This is a genomic window from Paenibacillus faecalis, from assembly GCF_900289175.1.
Classification (GTDB): Bacteria; Bacillota; Bacilli; order Paenibacillales; family Paenibacillaceae; genus Paenibacillus_AQ; species Paenibacillus_AQ faecalis.
Genome location: NZ_LT985747.1, coordinates 436,679 through 452,488 on the forward strand (window position 1 = coordinate 436,679; position 15,810 = coordinate 452,488).

12 protein-coding genes are annotated in these 15,810 nt (G+C 46.0%); 2 read left to right on the plus strand and 10 right to left on the minus strand.

The window, feature by feature from the left end:
* Nucleotides 1-66 precede the first annotated feature (66 nt).
* Together C8268_RS02100 and C8268_RS02105 are read right to left on the minus strand one after the other, a co-directional pair.
* Nucleotides 67-1,125, minus strand: a complete 1,059-nt coding sequence (locus tag C8268_RS02100) for an FUSC family protein (RefSeq protein ID WP_106766149.1) — start codon at nucleotides 1,123-1,125, stop codon at nucleotides 67-69.
* A 112-nt stretch (nucleotides 1,126-1,237) separates the two neighbouring features.
* Nucleotides 1,238-1,888: a phosphatase PAP2 family protein gene (locus tag C8268_RS02105; protein ID WP_234032647.1), complete on the minus strand. Its 651-nt coding sequence runs from the start codon at nucleotides 1,886-1,888 to the stop codon at nucleotides 1,238-1,240.
* Between the two features lie 160 nt (nucleotides 1,889-2,048).
* On the opposite strand from C8268_RS02105, the gene C8268_RS02110 reads away from it, so the two are divergent.
* Nucleotides 2,049-4,313 carry a glycosyl hydrolase gene (locus C8268_RS02110; RefSeq protein WP_106766150.1) on the plus strand — a complete coding sequence of 755 codons (2,265 nt, stop codon included), beginning with the start codon at nucleotides 2,049-2,051 and terminating at the stop codon, nucleotides 4,311-4,313.
* A 109-nt stretch (nucleotides 4,314-4,422) separates the two neighbouring features.
* Here the strand turns inward: C8268_RS02110 and C8268_RS02115 are convergent, their stop codons facing one another.
* From C8268_RS02115 to selD, 3 genes are read right to left on the minus strand one after another with little or no spacing between them, the layout of a single operon-like run.
* Nucleotides 4,423-4,617 (minus strand): hypothetical protein, encoded by a 195-nt coding sequence (locus C8268_RS02115; RefSeq protein WP_106766151.1) that lies wholly within the window; start codon nucleotides 4,615-4,617, stop codon nucleotides 4,423-4,425.
* A 53-nt stretch (nucleotides 4,618-4,670) separates the two neighbouring features.
* Nucleotides 4,671-5,705 carry a tRNA 2-selenouridine(34) synthase MnmH gene (mnmH, locus tag C8268_RS02120; protein ID WP_106766152.1) on the minus strand — a complete coding sequence of 345 codons (1,035 nt, stop codon included), beginning with the start codon at nucleotides 5,703-5,705 and terminating at the stop codon, nucleotides 4,671-4,673.
* A gap of 42 nt (nucleotides 5,706-5,747) precedes the next feature.
* Nucleotides 5,748-6,797, minus strand: a complete 1,050-nt coding sequence (gene selD, locus C8268_RS02125) for a selenide, water dikinase SelD (RefSeq protein ID WP_106769803.1) — start codon at nucleotides 6,795-6,797, stop codon at nucleotides 5,748-5,750.
* Between the two features lie 357 nt (nucleotides 6,798-7,154).
* Between selD and C8268_RS02130 the strand changes: the two genes are divergently transcribed.
* Nucleotides 7,155-8,387 carry a peptidylprolyl isomerase gene (locus C8268_RS02130; RefSeq protein WP_106766153.1) on the plus strand — a complete coding sequence of 411 codons (1,233 nt, stop codon included), beginning with the start codon at nucleotides 7,155-7,157 and terminating at the stop codon, nucleotides 8,385-8,387.
* Nucleotides 8,388-8,515: 128 nt separating this feature from the next.
* Here C8268_RS02130 and C8268_RS02135 read toward each other — a convergent pair whose 3' ends face one another.
* The 5 genes from C8268_RS02135 to C8268_RS02155 form a co-directional block, all read right to left on the minus strand.
* Nucleotides 8,516-10,105 carry a solute:sodium symporter family transporter gene (locus tag C8268_RS02135; protein ID WP_106766154.1) on the minus strand — a complete coding sequence of 530 codons (1,590 nt, stop codon included), beginning with the start codon at nucleotides 10,103-10,105 and terminating at the stop codon, nucleotides 8,516-8,518.
* A 46-nt stretch (nucleotides 10,106-10,151) separates the two neighbouring features.
* Entirely contained in the window at nucleotides 10,152-11,207 is a 1,056-nt protein-coding gene (locus C8268_RS02140) for a Gfo/Idh/MocA family oxidoreductase (protein WP_106766155.1), read from the minus strand.
* A gap of 72 nt (nucleotides 11,208-11,279) precedes the next feature.
* Nucleotides 11,280-12,176: a myo-inosose-2 dehydratase gene (gene iolE / locus C8268_RS02145; protein ID WP_106766156.1), complete on the minus strand. Its 897-nt coding sequence runs from the start codon at nucleotides 12,174-12,176 to the stop codon at nucleotides 11,280-11,282.
* A gap of 169 nt (nucleotides 12,177-12,345) precedes the next feature.
* Nucleotides 12,346-14,280 (minus strand): 3D-(3,5/4)-trihydroxycyclohexane-1,2-dione acylhydrolase (decyclizing), encoded by a 1,935-nt coding sequence (iolD, locus tag C8268_RS02150; RefSeq protein WP_106766157.1) that lies wholly within the window; start codon nucleotides 14,278-14,280, stop codon nucleotides 12,346-12,348.
* A gap of 44 nt (nucleotides 14,281-14,324) precedes the next feature.
* Nucleotides 14,325-15,776, minus strand: coding sequence for a CoA-acylating methylmalonate-semialdehyde dehydrogenase (locus tag C8268_RS02155; RefSeq protein ID WP_106766158.1), 1,452 nt, complete (start codon nucleotides 15,774-15,776; stop codon nucleotides 14,325-14,327).
* Nucleotides 15,777-15,810 lie beyond the last annotated feature (34 nt).

Here is a 15,810-nt window from a genome sequence, read left to right on the forward strand (position 1 = left end):
GAGCAAAACAGACTGGAACAATGATTCCAGTCTGTTTTATTATTCACCCGATGACTCACTATACATTTATTTCTTGAGCCAGGCCATTAATCCACCGTCACCTTCTTTATTCTCTTCAACATGGCTAATATGGTTGGCGACTCTGTTCAATCGCTCAAGGGTGTGACCGTAGTCGTACATTGCCGCAGCAACTATAGTTAACCGGAATCCCCCAGGCTTCAGCCCTACTCCGCACATCACCTCATTCATAAACGCTTCATTTTGCGCCGTCATGCTTTCGGCCTCATCCTCATTAGGTTTTAATATGTCTTCAAACTTCCACAAAATATGTTCATGAAACTTGATAAGTCGCTCGAGATTTGCATCAAACTGCTGATCAACTTCCTCGGTACGCTCGGTTTGAAAATAATGATTCTCAACTGCGATCAGAACTTCATACCCTTTCTGAAGCGAGCTCAACAGGTGTTTGTATACGACCAAATGTCTGGCTTGACTAAATTTGGTGCGTTTCATTTTTTTCTGCTCTTCCTCAAACAATTGGTACTTATCAGCTAAAGATTTAATGGTCCCCTCCAAATTGTTAAGTTCATCCCGATAGACAGAATCCTTGATCTCATGAGAGATTGCGGTTCGGAGCAGCAGCGACATTTTGACAAAAACACTGTTGATTTGCTTGAAATATTGCTCTCTCGGTTTCGGGGGAAAGACCAAAATATTAATCAAAAATGCAGAAACGATACCGATCAGCGTCAGAAAAAATCTGTTGATGGCAAAATCCCACTGTCCGGATGCCTCCATCACCGAAATAACAGTGACCAATGTCAGGCCGATTGTATCAGCCATTTTCAATTTAATACAGATCATAATGACCAATATACATACAAGTCCTACCGATATAGGTTGATTCGTAAGAAAATATCCTCCGAGCATGGCGATAATCGCCCCAAGCGTACTCGTCTGGAGTTGATCAAGAAAGTACCTCCAGGAGCGATATATTGAAGGCTGCATCGCAAAAATCGCCGCAATCGCCGCCCCCACCGGGGAGGTAATATCGAGCAGCATCGTTAAATACAGAGCCAGAGTAACAGCCAAGCCCGTTTTAAACATCCTTGCACCGAAGGCCATCTAAAAGCCCTCCTTAAATATATTTCTATCATAACTATTCATGTATAATGGATAAGTATAGTCCTTGCAATATCGAAATTCATAAACAGATCATTTTCCTTCAACTCCAAAATTATACAGACCTAGAACCTAAATATTCATATATGCCGATGGATAGCATGAGCCACGAACAGCTTGCAAAAAAACCACCCAGCACATCACTTGGATAATGAACACCGAGATAAATCCGGCTTAATCCAATGCCCAGAATCATAGCACCGAATACGATGAAAATCAAAGCTTTTAAAGATAACGTTTTTACATGCTTCCACAGCAAATATATCAGTATTCCATACAATGAAAAAGCGGCCATGGCATGTCCGCTCGGAAAGCTATATCCGATTGCTTCCACCAAACGCTTTACATCAGGTCTGTTCCGACGAAATAGCGTTTTTAACAAAATGTTCAGTAGTGCAGAACCTAATATAACCGTTAGAAAAAACGTGATTTCTCTCTTTAGCGAAAAGACATATAACAAGGCACATATGAAGATGCAAATGATAATAATCGGTCCTTTGGAACCGATGAAGGTCAGTCCCATGGCGATATCCGTTACTGCCGGTTGTTCAAATCCGCGGACAAGTTCGGTAACAAAAGAATCGAACCCATACTCTTGTTCTGACATAACTACGGCAGCGATCCCGGCGAAAACCAGGAATGAAACAACAGAGATGATCCAATATCGTCGGATATGGGTATTAGAATATGTGCAGCGGTTACTCACGATGTCATCCCCTTTATGTATGTTTCATGTGTAATCTGGATCAGATACAAGATAGTTTCATGTTCCCTAGCTGTTGTACAGCTTTGGGTCGTTTGTTTATTTTTTCGTAAACTTTTCTTTATTATGTTTCACTTATTAAAAAGTTTTTGAGGAGGTTCATATGCAATACAGACGCTGGTTTACTGCTATGTTAGGAGCAGTTATATGTATTTCTTTAACCACTCCAGCTTATGCAGACACCAAAAATATCTCTGCAGGAGCCGGATCATATACTCATGTTCTTCCTACCGGTGCTGCCAAACCGCAATCTAATATCTACAAAACTTCAAAGGTTACCGGTAAAATTCCTACAAATGACTGGTGGAGCAGCCTTGCCTGGGATACATACTCGCAAGCCCAATACCCTCACCCTCTTGCAGTCAAAAATGGGGAACGCGGTATCCAAATCTATAATCCAGGGCCCCGGATCAAGACAGACCGCACTGAGATCTCAGGCTCGATAGATCATTCGCGCGATTTCATGGTCGGACACTCAGGGACAGATACGTTTCCTGATACAAAGGTTGATGATTACAGCGATTGGTTTGTCACTGCTGAATACAAAAACGGGACGAAGTCCATGAAGGTGTCATACGGTCACGGTTCACCATTCGTTTACTTTACTTATGCAAATGGTAATCCGGAAATTTCATTCAACTCGATACCTAAGGTCTGGTACGGAAATCAATCCAGCTCTGCGATAGCGATAACGATTGATGGCGCCCATTACGGACTTTATGGTCCAGCAGGCAGTCATTGGAACGGTATCGGGACCCGTAAGCTTACAAATTCACTTCATGGCAAAGACTACTTTTCGATCGCCGCATTACCGGACAACAAACCAGCAACTTTTGAAAAGTATAAGCAATATGCTTATTCCCATGTAACGGATACCAAAGTCGACTGGACATATGATCCGTCAACCAGCGAAGTTATAACGACGTTTACATATGATACGAAAGCAAAGGAAGGAAGCCAAAAGGGAACTCTTTTCGCCCTGTACCCCCATCAATGGAAGCATTTATCCGGCACTCATCTTCTTCCTTATATATATTCATCGGTCCGAGGTCCGATGAAGACAGGTGAAGGCACTTCCTTTCAGACAAAAATGAAATATACAGGGGTACTTCCGTCACTGCCGGACAAAGGCTCCTATAACCGGGACAAGCTTGCTCAATATATCGAAGATATCAAAGACGAAGACTATTATGGCGCTCCTGACACATATTCGGTAGGCAAATATCTCGGCAAGCTGACAACACTTGTACCGATTGCTGAACAGATTGGAGAAGTGGAAGCCGCTGAAAAACTTCACAATAAAATCAAATTTATATTGGAAGATTGGTTAACAGCCCATGATCCCTTAGGTAATTCTAATCTTTCCGAGCTGTTCTACTACAACAGCCAGTGGGGGACCCTCATCGGATATCCAGCGAGCTACGGGAGTGATAGAGAGTTAAATGATCATCACATTCACTACGGATATTTTATAAAAGCTGCTGCTGAAATTGCTCGAAGCGATCCAAACTGGGCCAGGGATGATCAATATGGCTCCATGGTTCAGATGTTGATCCGGGACATTGCAAGCAGTGATAGAAGCGACCCGATGTTCCCATTTCTTCGCAGCTTTGATCCTTATTCCGGACATTCTTGGTCTTCCGGACACGGCAGATACGGTGATGGCAACCACAACGGTTCCTCCGCTGAGACGATGAACGCTTGGGCAGCACTTATTCTGTGGGGAGAAGCTACCGGAGAGACGGATATTCGCAATCTCGGCATCTATTTATATACAACGGAAATGAATGCAATCAATGAATACTGGTTCAATAAGTACGACTCGAATGATCGCTCCGGTTTTTCACAATCCAAAGCAAGTATGATTTGGGGTGGAAAAACAACCGGCGACTCAACGATGTGGACAACCAATCCCGAGGAGGTTCATGGAGTGAACTGGATGCCGTTTACAGGCTCCTCATTATACCTGACTCATGATCCTTCATACGCGGAGAAAAACTATGCTGCTTTGATTAAAGAAAACGGAGGAAGTGATTTTAATGCATGGGAGGACCTTATGTATATGTACTTGGCTATTTCAGACCCTTCAAGTGCTGTAAAATACTTCGCTTCGCAGGCAGAGTCCATGGTGCCGGAACAAGGTAACTCCAAGGCAAACGCCTATTATTGGATTCATAATTTAGACTCATTGGGCACCCAAGACCCGGATATTACATCAGATTATCCCTTGTACGCTGTTTTTGATAAAAACGGGCGTAAAACCTATGTCGTATATAACATGAGTGATGCTGAAAAAATCATAACCTTTTCGGATGGTACTGTGATCACCGCTTCGCCGAATCGTTTTACGAGTATAGAGAAAGAATAAGGAACATCTAACGTCAAAGATAGCATTACGTGAAAAATGAAGCCAAGTATACAATCGTGCCTGAATGTATACTTGGCTTTTATAAATTTAAACTATCGTTTCCAGAAACTCAGTCGTATATAACCCAAATAGCTATAAAAGCGGCCAATGAAAGAAGGTAAAGCAGTGTCAGTCTTGCGATGTTTTTCTTCGTCCTGCGCTCATACTTTGGGTTAGACTTTTTGTTCTCCTGCGACAAACCGATCATAACCGTGGCTACACCGCCGATTAGCGCCAAAGCAATGACGATGATATAAGGTATCACGCCATATCCCCCTTTATATGTAGTGTATCGCCGGATGCACTGACATGGGTGATTTAGAATCTGCGATTTAAAATATCCTTTACAGCCTGCACTGCTTCTGAGGTGCTGCGAACGTGCAGCACTATCTGTCTGCTCTGATCATCATGATGGAACGAATGGTCATACCTCGGATCATAATAATAAGTAAGCAGCAGTCTAATCGCTTCCTCATATCGTTCTTCCGCTAGGCAACTGCCAATTTCTGCGGCAACAGGAGTATGAATCCGGTCTTTAATCCGATGAAAGGCTTCGATATATTCGGCTTTGAATTCAGCGGGCCGGTACTCCTCCATAATCTGAAGCACACGCTCTTGCATCGGCATATCTATAATGATGGCCGTACTTGTGTCCTTCTTCTCCAGAATAAAGTCCGGTACTACAACTTTGCCAATTCGCTTGCTTTCAGCTTCAAATAAAACATACGGGGAGCCGCCGATCTCCTTTAATCGTTTCAGCAGCAATGCGTCAAAAGTCTTTTGGTTTCTAGCGCTGAGACCGATATGGCCAAAGATCGAGCCGCGGTGCCCTGACAAGCTTTCCAAATCAATGACCGGGTAGCCTTCTTGTTGCAGCTGCTGCAGCACTGCTGTCTTACCCGTTCCGGTGTACCCGTGCAGCACGAATGCTTCAGCTTCCAGCTTCGCTTTCCCTAACGTGTCAACGACCAGCTTCCGGTACATTTTAATACCGCCTTGCAATCGGTACACATGAACATCCATTAGGGAAAGCACGGTAGCTGCTGTTCGGCTTCGCATACCGCCTCTCCAGCAAAAGACCGCCTTATTGCCTTCAATCGCTTTAAATTCCTTGACAAAAGCAGGCAGCTTCGCAGACATAATTTCCAGCCCGCGCTCCTTGGCCGCATCAACACTCACCTGTTTATACAGCGTGCCGATCTCCGCTCTTTCCTCATCGTTAAATACCGGAATGTTGACTGCGCCCGGGATGGTTGACTCCTGAAACTCTGATGGAGACCTAACATCAATCAGACTGATTTCTTTACTGCTTTGAAGTTCAAGCAGTTCCTCCACACTGATGTCTTGAAACATATCCGTACTCTCCTTTGGTCCCTTTCGGACCGTGCTAGCTGTTTATTTCACAACAATTCTTCCCGGATGATCGCTCGTTACCCGTCCGATCAAGCCTGCCTCAACACCTGCATCCAAAAGTTCCTGAAGCAATGTTTCTGCATCGCCCTCTTCAACCGCAATGAGCAAACCTCCGGAAGTGACCGCATCACATAAAATCCAGCGGTCAATCTGGTCCATATGCTCAGGAAAATCTACAGAGTCACTTACGTGATTATGGTTATTTTTTGTACCGCCAGGGATGACGCCGGCTTCAGCCATTTCGCGTACTCGCGGAAGAACGGGTACATGATCTTTCGTAATCGTAATTCCTACATGACTGCCCTTTGCCATTTCAAGAGAGTGTCCCATCAGACCGAATCCGGTTACGTCAGTGCATGCATGAACGTTATAGCGTTCCATAATTTCAGCAGCTGTCCTGTTCAGGCCCGCCATAATTGAAGTGACACGGGCAACTTCTTCTTCGCTCAGCAAATCTTTTTTAATCGAGCTTGTTAATATCCCTACGCCGATCGGCTTCGTAAGTATAAGTGCGTCACCAGGCTTCGCGCCCGAGTTGGTCCGTACTTTATCAGGATGGACGATACCTGTCACGGCTAAACCAAATTTCGGTTCTTTGTCATCAATGGAGTGACCTCCAACCAGTGTAACCCCTGCTTCTTTAAGCTTGTCCCCCGCTCCACGCAAAATATCGGATAAAACCTGTTTATCCAACGTGGAGATCGGAAACGCTACAATGTTTAACGCTGTGAGCGGTTTGCCGCCCATTGCATAAATATCACTGATCGCGTTTGCTGCAGCAACCTGGCCGAACGAATACGGATCATCCACAATCGGAGTGAAAAAATCGACGGTTTGCACGATGGCCAGATCATCTGTCAAACGATACACACCAGCATCATCACTTGTATCCAGGCCAACGAGCAGATTTGGATCATGTTCCGCAGGCGGAAGGGTGCGAATGACCTGAGCCAAATCCGCAGGACCGATTTTGCAGCCGCAACCTCCTTTTGAAGAAAACGAAGTGAGTTTAATTTTTTCAGGTTGGTTCATGTAATTGATCATCCCTTCATGATGTTTGAAGTCTTCAATTGCACTCAATGCAACAACCCCGGAAATGCTATGCTGTTTGAACAACATGAAGCAATCTCCCGGGGGTAAAAAAACAACAGTAATCGATTTTTGTTAATTTTATTATATGAAAATGCAGCCAACAAGTCCATGCTTGACCATTCTGCTTCACTTAAGTACGTGTCTGAATTATAAATGGAAACCATACATTCCAAGTATTGGTTCAAAAATTGTGTATTTTTTATTATTTCTTAAGGTAAGCTGCTCGTATATCTGTTAAAGTGGTTAGAGATAATAACAACTCATTATTAGAAGCAGTTGAAGGGAGTCCATGAATTAATGAAAGAAAATGATGATTTGCAGCCAATGAACAACGAAGGTCCGGGGGAAGATACAGGACAAGCCCAAGATCAGAACACCGACACAACACCAGATCCAGTCATTCCTGAGGGAAATGAACCTCAGTCGGAAACACCAGGTTCTGAGGAAAGTACCAATGAAAGTTCTGATACGGAATCGGTTCAGGAGGAACTTGTTCCACTGGATGATACCAAAGCCACGCCTTCTGCAACTGCAGAAGCCGATTCGCTCGACAGCGGTAATAGCGAAAATACGGCAGCTGGTAAAGGAAACGGAGGAGGCAGCAGCAAAGGCTGGATGATCGCATCCTTACTGCTGGCTGCGGCACTGATCGTTGTCCTGATCGTTAACCCTTTTGCCAATAACGGAAAAGAAGCGGTTGCCACCGTCAATGATACTGAAATAACCAAAAATGATTTATATAACAAAATGGTTGAAGCTGGCGGAGAGCAAACCTTGGAAGCTCTTATCACTGAAGAGCTGATTGACCAAGAAGTAGCCAAAAAATCCATTGCAGTCACTGATGAGCAAATTAATGAAGAAATCGACGCCCTGAAGAGCATGTTCCCTTCGGAAGAAGCGTTTAACCAAGCAATGGCCTCCAGCGGTCTAACATTGGACATGCTCAAAGAGCAAACCAAAAGACAAGTTGAACTGACCCAATTGATGGGTGATAAAGTTAAAGTGACCGATGAAGAATTAAAAGAATTTTGGGATCAGTATAAAGATAATTTTGCCACACCTGAACAAATCCGTGCATCCCATATCCTTGTTGACACGAAAGAAGAAGCTGAAGAAATTATTAAGCAATTGCAAGATGGTGCTGATTTTGCAACGCTTGCTAAAGAAAAAAGTAAAGACCCTGGAAGTAAAGAAAATGGAGGCGACCTTAATTTCTTTGCACGCGACTCCGGCATGGACCCAGCCTTTGAAGATGCGGCCTTTAAGCTGGAAAAAGGTAAATTTACAACCGAGCCGGTCAAAACCTCCTTTGGATACCATGTCATCAAAGTAACAGATCACAAAGAAGCTACAAATCCTACATTTGAAGAGAAGAAAGAAGATATTCGCAAGCAGCTTGTTTCTTCGAAGGTAAGCCAACAGTATTACGCATATGTCGAAGAACTGAAGGGCAAAGCCAAAATTACAAATACTCTGGAACAAGCAGACGATAAAACCGCTAGTGAAACAGCTGAAGCTCCAGCGAATTAATGGTTCGAAGCACCCTGTGCCGATAAGGCACGGGGTGCTTTTTTGAAGGGAAGGAGTAAAGGAAGGAGCAAAGAAAGGAGCAAAGAAACTTGAAGGCATGGAGCCAACAAGCTTCTTTTACGTTTAAGTTAAGCAGCAATACCAAGTGGTGAAAACAATATATACACCGAGATCATTAGCACAATCATTATCACTGTAAAGACTCTTGCATATTTCCAAGGTGTCAAATCTACCTTGCCTGAGTTGTACAATACGAAATCTTCATCGCGGGGTGCAAGCTTGCCAACAATGAGCATAACGAGCACACATATTGGGAACAACACACTCAAAATGTATAAGAAATTAATCTCACCCAAGAAGAACTTGGACAATGCGTAGAGCACGATGTGTACAGCCAGCGCAATTTTCGGTGCAATCGCTGGTACTCGCTTAGTGAAGAACCCGACAATAATAGCCGCGATAATTGGTACATTGTAGAATCCGAACATTTCTTGCAAATAATAGTACAAGCCCGATGGAGCGAACAGAATAAGCGGTGCTATTGCTACGGATACTAGACCAAGCACTATTGCAAATATACGACCGGCTCTTACCAGTTGCTTCTCTGTCGCTTGCGGTTTAAACATCGGCTTGTAAATATCGAGCGTGAACAGCGTCAAGGAGCTGTTTAACGCTCCGTTGAAAGAGCTTAAGATCGCCCCGAATAATACAGCTGCGAAAAATCCGGATAACAATGTTGGCAGCACCTCAATAACGAGAGAAGGATAAGCCATATCTGCATTTGCTAATGAGTTATTAAACAAGTGATATGCTATTATACCTGGAAGTACAAGATAGAACGCTCCGAATATTTTGAACATACCTGCATACAAAACACCCTTTTGGCCTTCTTTCAAGTTACTAGCCCCTAATGTACGCTGCACGATCGCCTGATTCGTACACCAGTAGAACAAGTTATTGAATAATAGACCGAAGAAAATCGTTACGAACGGAACAGGGGAACTACTGTCACCGATTGCATTCAGCTTCTCAGGTTCCTTTTGCAGCAAAGTGTTGACGCCATCAACAATGTCGCCTCCTCCTAATGCAATAAGACCAAGAACTGTAATTAATAGTCCACCTATAATAAGTCCTACTCCATTCACAGTATCTGACACGGCAGTAGCTCGCAGGCCTCCAAGAACAACATACAAAATACCGACAACACCGATCACCAACGAAACGATGAGCACCATACCGAACTCACCGAAGCCCATTATAGAAGACAAGCTAAAAATCGTATCTAACACTAGCGCACCAGAGTATAGAACCGTCGGCAAATACGCCATCGCATACCCTAGCAAAAACAAGATCGATATGATTTGACGTGTGCGCATATCATAGCGCCGCTCCAGAAAGTCTGGTATCGTCGTGATGCCTGCTTTCAAATATCGAGGTAAGAAAACAAATGCCATAAAAATTAAAGCGATTGGCGAAGTGACCTCCCATGCCATAACAACCATAGACGTGCCATAACTCTGTCCATTCAAGCCCACCATCTGCTCTGTAGACAAGTTCGTCAGAAGAAGAGAGAAAGCGATAACGATACCCGTCAAACTGCGCCCGCCTAAGAAATAGCCGTCTGAACTATTCATATCCACATTTTTCGTCTTATACCACGAGTACCATGCAACAAAGCCCGTATAAAGTAAAAAGGTAAAGATTGTAATATAAATCATCATTTATCCCCCTTCCGCTCATCGAGTAACTAAAGCTGTCCGTTATCTATACCTTAGCCGGTGAAACAGACTGTACAGTAACCAGTTGTCCCGTTTCGAATGACTGCTTGCATGCATAGCCTAGAATCGTCGAATAAACACCATCATCTACCGTTACTTCCGGCTTTCGATTTTCACGAATACAGCGAATGAATTCAATTACTTCATCTAAATATGCCTGCTCAAATCGCTCCAGAAATCCGTTTGTGCATTCACGAATGACCCCGCGCTCGTCCATCAGCGTAACCTGATTCTTCTCCGGATTCGTGCCGATGCGCAAAGACCCGTGGGTTCCGATAATTTCCGTCTCGATATGATAACCGTGAACACAGTTTCGGCCTGCCACGAATATCCCCATTTTCTTCCCCTCGAACTGCACCAAAGCTGCGCCAGTCTCTGCATCCTGCAGCTGGTCAAGCTCCGGATAACGATGCGAACCGCCAATCGCCCATACCGCCTGCGCTTCAGCACCAAGATACCAGCGTGCCAGATCGAGATCATGTATTGCCATATCGAGAAACAATCCGCCGCTGTAATTGTTCTTGGCAAACTGCAGAAAGCTGGGCATCGCCTGAGCCGGATCGAGTCCATAACAGCGAACAAGCACTGGCTCACCGATCGATCCCGCTTCAATCTGGCGCTTGGCATAAGCATAAGAACGGTCATAGCGTCTCATAAAACCGAGCATAAACACCTGGTCGGAATGACGTTGTACAACTTCCTGAACTTGCAGCGCTTCTTCAATATACAAGCCTAGCGGCTTCTCAGAGAAAACGTGAAAGCCAGCTGCCAAGGCCTGTTCGATCTGCTTACAATGAAATCCGGATGGAGAGGCGATAAAAATGGCATCGAGCTCTTTGTTCTTCAGCATTTCCTCATATTCGGTATATCCGTATGGAACGCCAAGCTCGCGCTTGGCCGCCGTCACTTCCTCCTCCTTCACACTGCATACAGCTGTTAATGTGCAGTGCGGTATCCGAAATGCCAAATTTTCTGCATGATGTCTTCCCAATCGGCCTAAGCCGACTAAACCAACAGAAATGCGCCGATCGTTCAATTGCATATTTCCACTCCCTTTTTCTCTTAAAGACCATTGTCTTGCCCTCGCTCTTTTCCTACAACGAATTTCCCCATCCTATACGCCCGCTTTCTCCCGGATATAACCTCTGGCTTTTAGCGCATACTCCAGCGGATTCGCTTTTTCCGGGTCCTGTTCTGCCTCGACGAGCAGCCACCCTTTATATGAAGCATTCGATAATTCCTGAAAAACAGGAGTGAAATCGATGTAACCATCTCCTGGAACCGTAAACACACCGGACTTCACGGCTTGCAGAAAGCTCATCTGCTCTGAACGAACTTGCTGCGCTATATCTGCCCGCACATCTTTTAAATGCACATGCTTAATACGGCTCATATGACGTTTCAACACATCCAGATGGTTCTCCCCCGAAAACACGAGATGACCGGTATCATACAGCAAGGACACAAGAGCCGGGTTCGTGCTCTCCATCAGACGATCGATCTCTTCTGCGGTCTGTATCCCCGTCCCCATATGATGGTGGTACACAACATGCATCCCTTTCTCCTGCGCTTTTGTGCCGAGTCCGTGCAGGCCTTCAACGAGACGTCTCCATTGTTCATCTGTAAATACAGGCTTATTTGCAAACAAAGGCGTATCCATTTGACCTTGAATGCTATGTCCCTGCTCTGAAACGACAATTACTTTTGCACCCATCGCATGTAAAAAGTCACGATGTTCAACAAACAATCGTTCTGTCTCTTTATAATCCTGAACGGTCAAGTATGCGCTGAACCATGCGCTTGCCACTTCTAAGTTTCTTAAGCGGAGCGCCCATTGTAAAGCGCTTACATTTTTAGGATACTTATTGCCAATCTCCGTTCCTGTAAACCCTGCTAAAGCCATCTCGCTAACACATTGCTCAAACGTATTAGAGCCGCCCAATTCAGGCATATCATCATTCGTCCACCCGATAGGGGCAATTCCCAGCTTTACGGTTCCTGCAGCAAACATGTTTATTCCTCCCAGCATGAGTAACATCAATTTCAATCCCTTGAAGAAAATGGCTGAAGGAAAAGGCGGTTACCCCTCGAACTTGCAAAAAGCCAAGATCGCCTTTACCTCTTCCTCTTGCCTTAATCACCAATCCAAATATCACAACACCGATGCTTTAGTGCTCCACTTAGTAAGGTCTGGCCTGTTTCAAATGATGCTCTCGATCCAAGCGTGCCTTCTTAACTTCAGGTTGGTCGGACACTTGAGCAACGCCAACGTTCCACCATGCGCCATACCCATCTGTCATTGTTTTGGGCAATACTTTAATGTCCAAGAGTGTTGAAGTCGTCTGTTGTTTAGCCCACTCAACCGCTTCAGCAAGCTCGTTCATCGTACGTACAGTCCGCGTTGCGACACCATAACCGGCAGCGCTTTGAGCAAAATCAATCGGCACTAATTCTCCATCGAGTTTACCTGTTGTCAGGTTGCGTGCCCGGAACTCCGTGCCAAAACTTCCCATGCCGTTGTCCATCTGCAGGTTATTAATACACCCGAAGCCTACGTTATCGAAGAGCAGCACATTCACTTTACGTTTTTCCTGCAAGCTAGTGACCAGCTCGGAATGCAGCATCAGATAGCTCCCATCTCCGCAAAATGCGTACACTTCGCGCTCAGGCTCTGCCATTTTCACACCGAGAGCTCCCGAAATCTCATAACCCATGCAGGAATAACCGTATTCCATATGATACGAGTCCGGTTTTTCTGCCTTCCACATCCGCTGCAAATCTCCCGGCAAACTGCCTGCTGCACCAACAACGACCGCATCTTCACCTAGCAAATGGTTTAATGCGCCCAGTACCTGAGTCTGCGTCAGCTGGCTGTTCAGCACCTTCACATATTCCGGCAAAACTTCATTCAGATGACCGTCAATCTCCGGTTTAAAATGATCAGCACTATATTCGATCTGCGCCAGCCTGCTCCACTCGGTCATCCACGATTGCTTTGCAGCTTCAACCTCTGTCTTATAGGCTGACTTATAGTTCATCTGCATTAGACGTTCATTCAGAGCGGAGAGTGCGGATCTGGCATCCGCTACAACACCGACGGCATCAAGCTTGCCGGCATGAAATGGCGAGGCATTGATCGCCAATACCGATTTCTCAAGCTGCCCGAACAATTCTTTCGAACCTGTAGTGAAATCGGTGAAACGCGTTCCGACACCGATGATCAGGTCAGCTTCGCGTGCCAGCTTGTTAGCCGCTGCATTTCCTGTAACTCCGATTCCTCCTACATTCCACGGATGGGAAGCAGGGATCGCGCTCTTTCCAGCCTGCGTCTCAGCGATCGGAATGCGGAACGCTTCAGCAAATGCCATCAAGGCTTCCCCTGCATCCGAATAACGAACGCCTCCGCCGCACACAAGCAGCGGCTTCCGGCTTGCGCGGATAACATCTGTTGCCTTTTTAAGAGCTTCCTCACTCGCAGGACGGCGTTCAATGCGATGCACCCGCCGCTGGAAGAAGGACAACGGATAATCATACGCTTCTCCCTGAACATCCTGAGGAAGTGCGATCGTGACAGCTCCGGTATCCGCCGGGTCCGTCAGCACGCGCATCGCTTGGATCATGGCGGACATCAGCTGCTCCGGACGAGAGATGCGGTCCCAATACTTGCTGACCGGACGAAATGCATCGTTCGTCGAAATGGTGATGTCATGCGTCTGCTCGATCTGTTGAAGCACCGGATCTGGCTGACGGGAAGCGAATGTATCACCTGGCAGCAGCAGCACCGGAATCTGATTCGCTGTAGCCGTTGCCGCTGCGGTAATCATGTTCGCTGCACCCGGTCCGACGGAAGAGGTGCACGCGCAAATTTGTCTTCTTCGCTTCTGCTTCGCAAAAGCAACAGCCGCATGTGCCATCCCTTGCTCATTTCGGCCTTGGTATACTTCCAGTTCCCCAGGCGCCTCTTCCAGCGCCTGACCTAAACCGAGCACGTTACCGTGCCCGAATATCGTAAAAACCCCTTTTACAAATCGCTCCTGCTGTCCGTCAAACTCGATATATTGTTGATTCAAAAACCGGATCAGTGCCTGTGCTGTTGTCAAACGAATCGTTGTCATGCTAAGAACCTACCACCTTTCAATCACCGTTTTCGAATCCGGGATTACCACCGGGTCGTTACCATTTTTTTGCGGGTGTAGAACTCCACGCCGTCCGTGCCGTTGGCATGTAGATCACCGTAGAACGAATCCTTCCAACCCGAGAACGGGAAAAAGGCCATTGGAGCCGGAACACCGACGTTTACACCAAGCATACCTGCGTCCATATTTTCACGGAACTGACGCATGTAAGCGCCGCTGCTTGTAAATAGACAAGCACCGTTGGCAAATCGGGATTCATTCGCCCACGCTATCGCTTCATCAAGACTTTTCACCCTTACGATCGACAGCACCGGGGCAAATATTTCATCCTTCCATATTTTCATCTCTTGCGTCACTTCATCAAAGATCGTTGGGCCTACGAAAAACCCTTCTCCAGACGCCTGTGCATCGTTACGACCATCGCGCACAAGGCGCGCTCCTTCCTTAACCCCAGCCTCAATATAATCGAGTGTACGTTCTTTGTGTGCTTCACGGATAACCGGACCCAAAAATACGTCTTCTTCCAGTCCGTTGCCGATATTTATCTCATCCGAAGCTTTTACAAGCCGAGATACGAGTTCATCTGCCACCGCTTCGTGTACGAGCACTACAGAGCATGCCATGCAGCGCTCGCCAGCGGAGCCAAAAGCTGCATTTATAATTTGGTTCGTTGTCATATCCAGATCCGCATCTTCCATGACGATGGAGTGATTTTTCGCTCCGGTCAATGCCTGAACACGCTTCAGGTTCGCCGTTCCGCGCTTATACACATACTCCCCAACCGGCTGCGAGCCGACAAAAGAAATCGCTTTAACCAGCTTGTGATCCAAAAGCCCATTGACCACATCATGAGCGCCATGCACAACATTCAAAACACCTTTCGGCAGACCTGCTTCAACGAACAGCTCGACAAGGCGAGTCGCCAATAGAGGTGTGCGTTCAGAAGGTTTCAGCACAAATGTGTTGCCACAAGCGATCGCAAGCGGGAACATCCAGCAAGGTACCATCATCGGGAAATTAAATGGCGTAATGCCACCGACGACACCGATCGGATATCGATACATTCCGGATTCGATGTTCGTTGCGATATCCGGGAGCTGCTTGCCCATCATTAGAGTGGGCGCACCAGCTGCGAATTCAACACACTCGATTCCGCGTTGAACCTCACCATACGCTTCCTTTACATTTTTTCCGTTCTCCTTTGTAATCAGCTTCGCCAGCTCATCCCAATGCTCCACGAGCAGCTGCTGATAACGGAATAAAATGCGCGCGCGGCGCGGTACAGGTGTGCGGGACCATGTCTTGAACGCCTCGGATGCAACCTGCACTGCCTCATCCAGTTCTTCTGTTGTAGAGAGCGGTACATGGGCAATGACTTCTCCTGTAGCTGGATTGTATACCGGCTCCAATTGAGCGGATGTAGAAGCTTTCCATTCTCCTCCAATAAAATTTCGAATGGTTATTTCTGTTGTCATTTTTATTTCCCCCTATCGCATATTGGCTTTCATG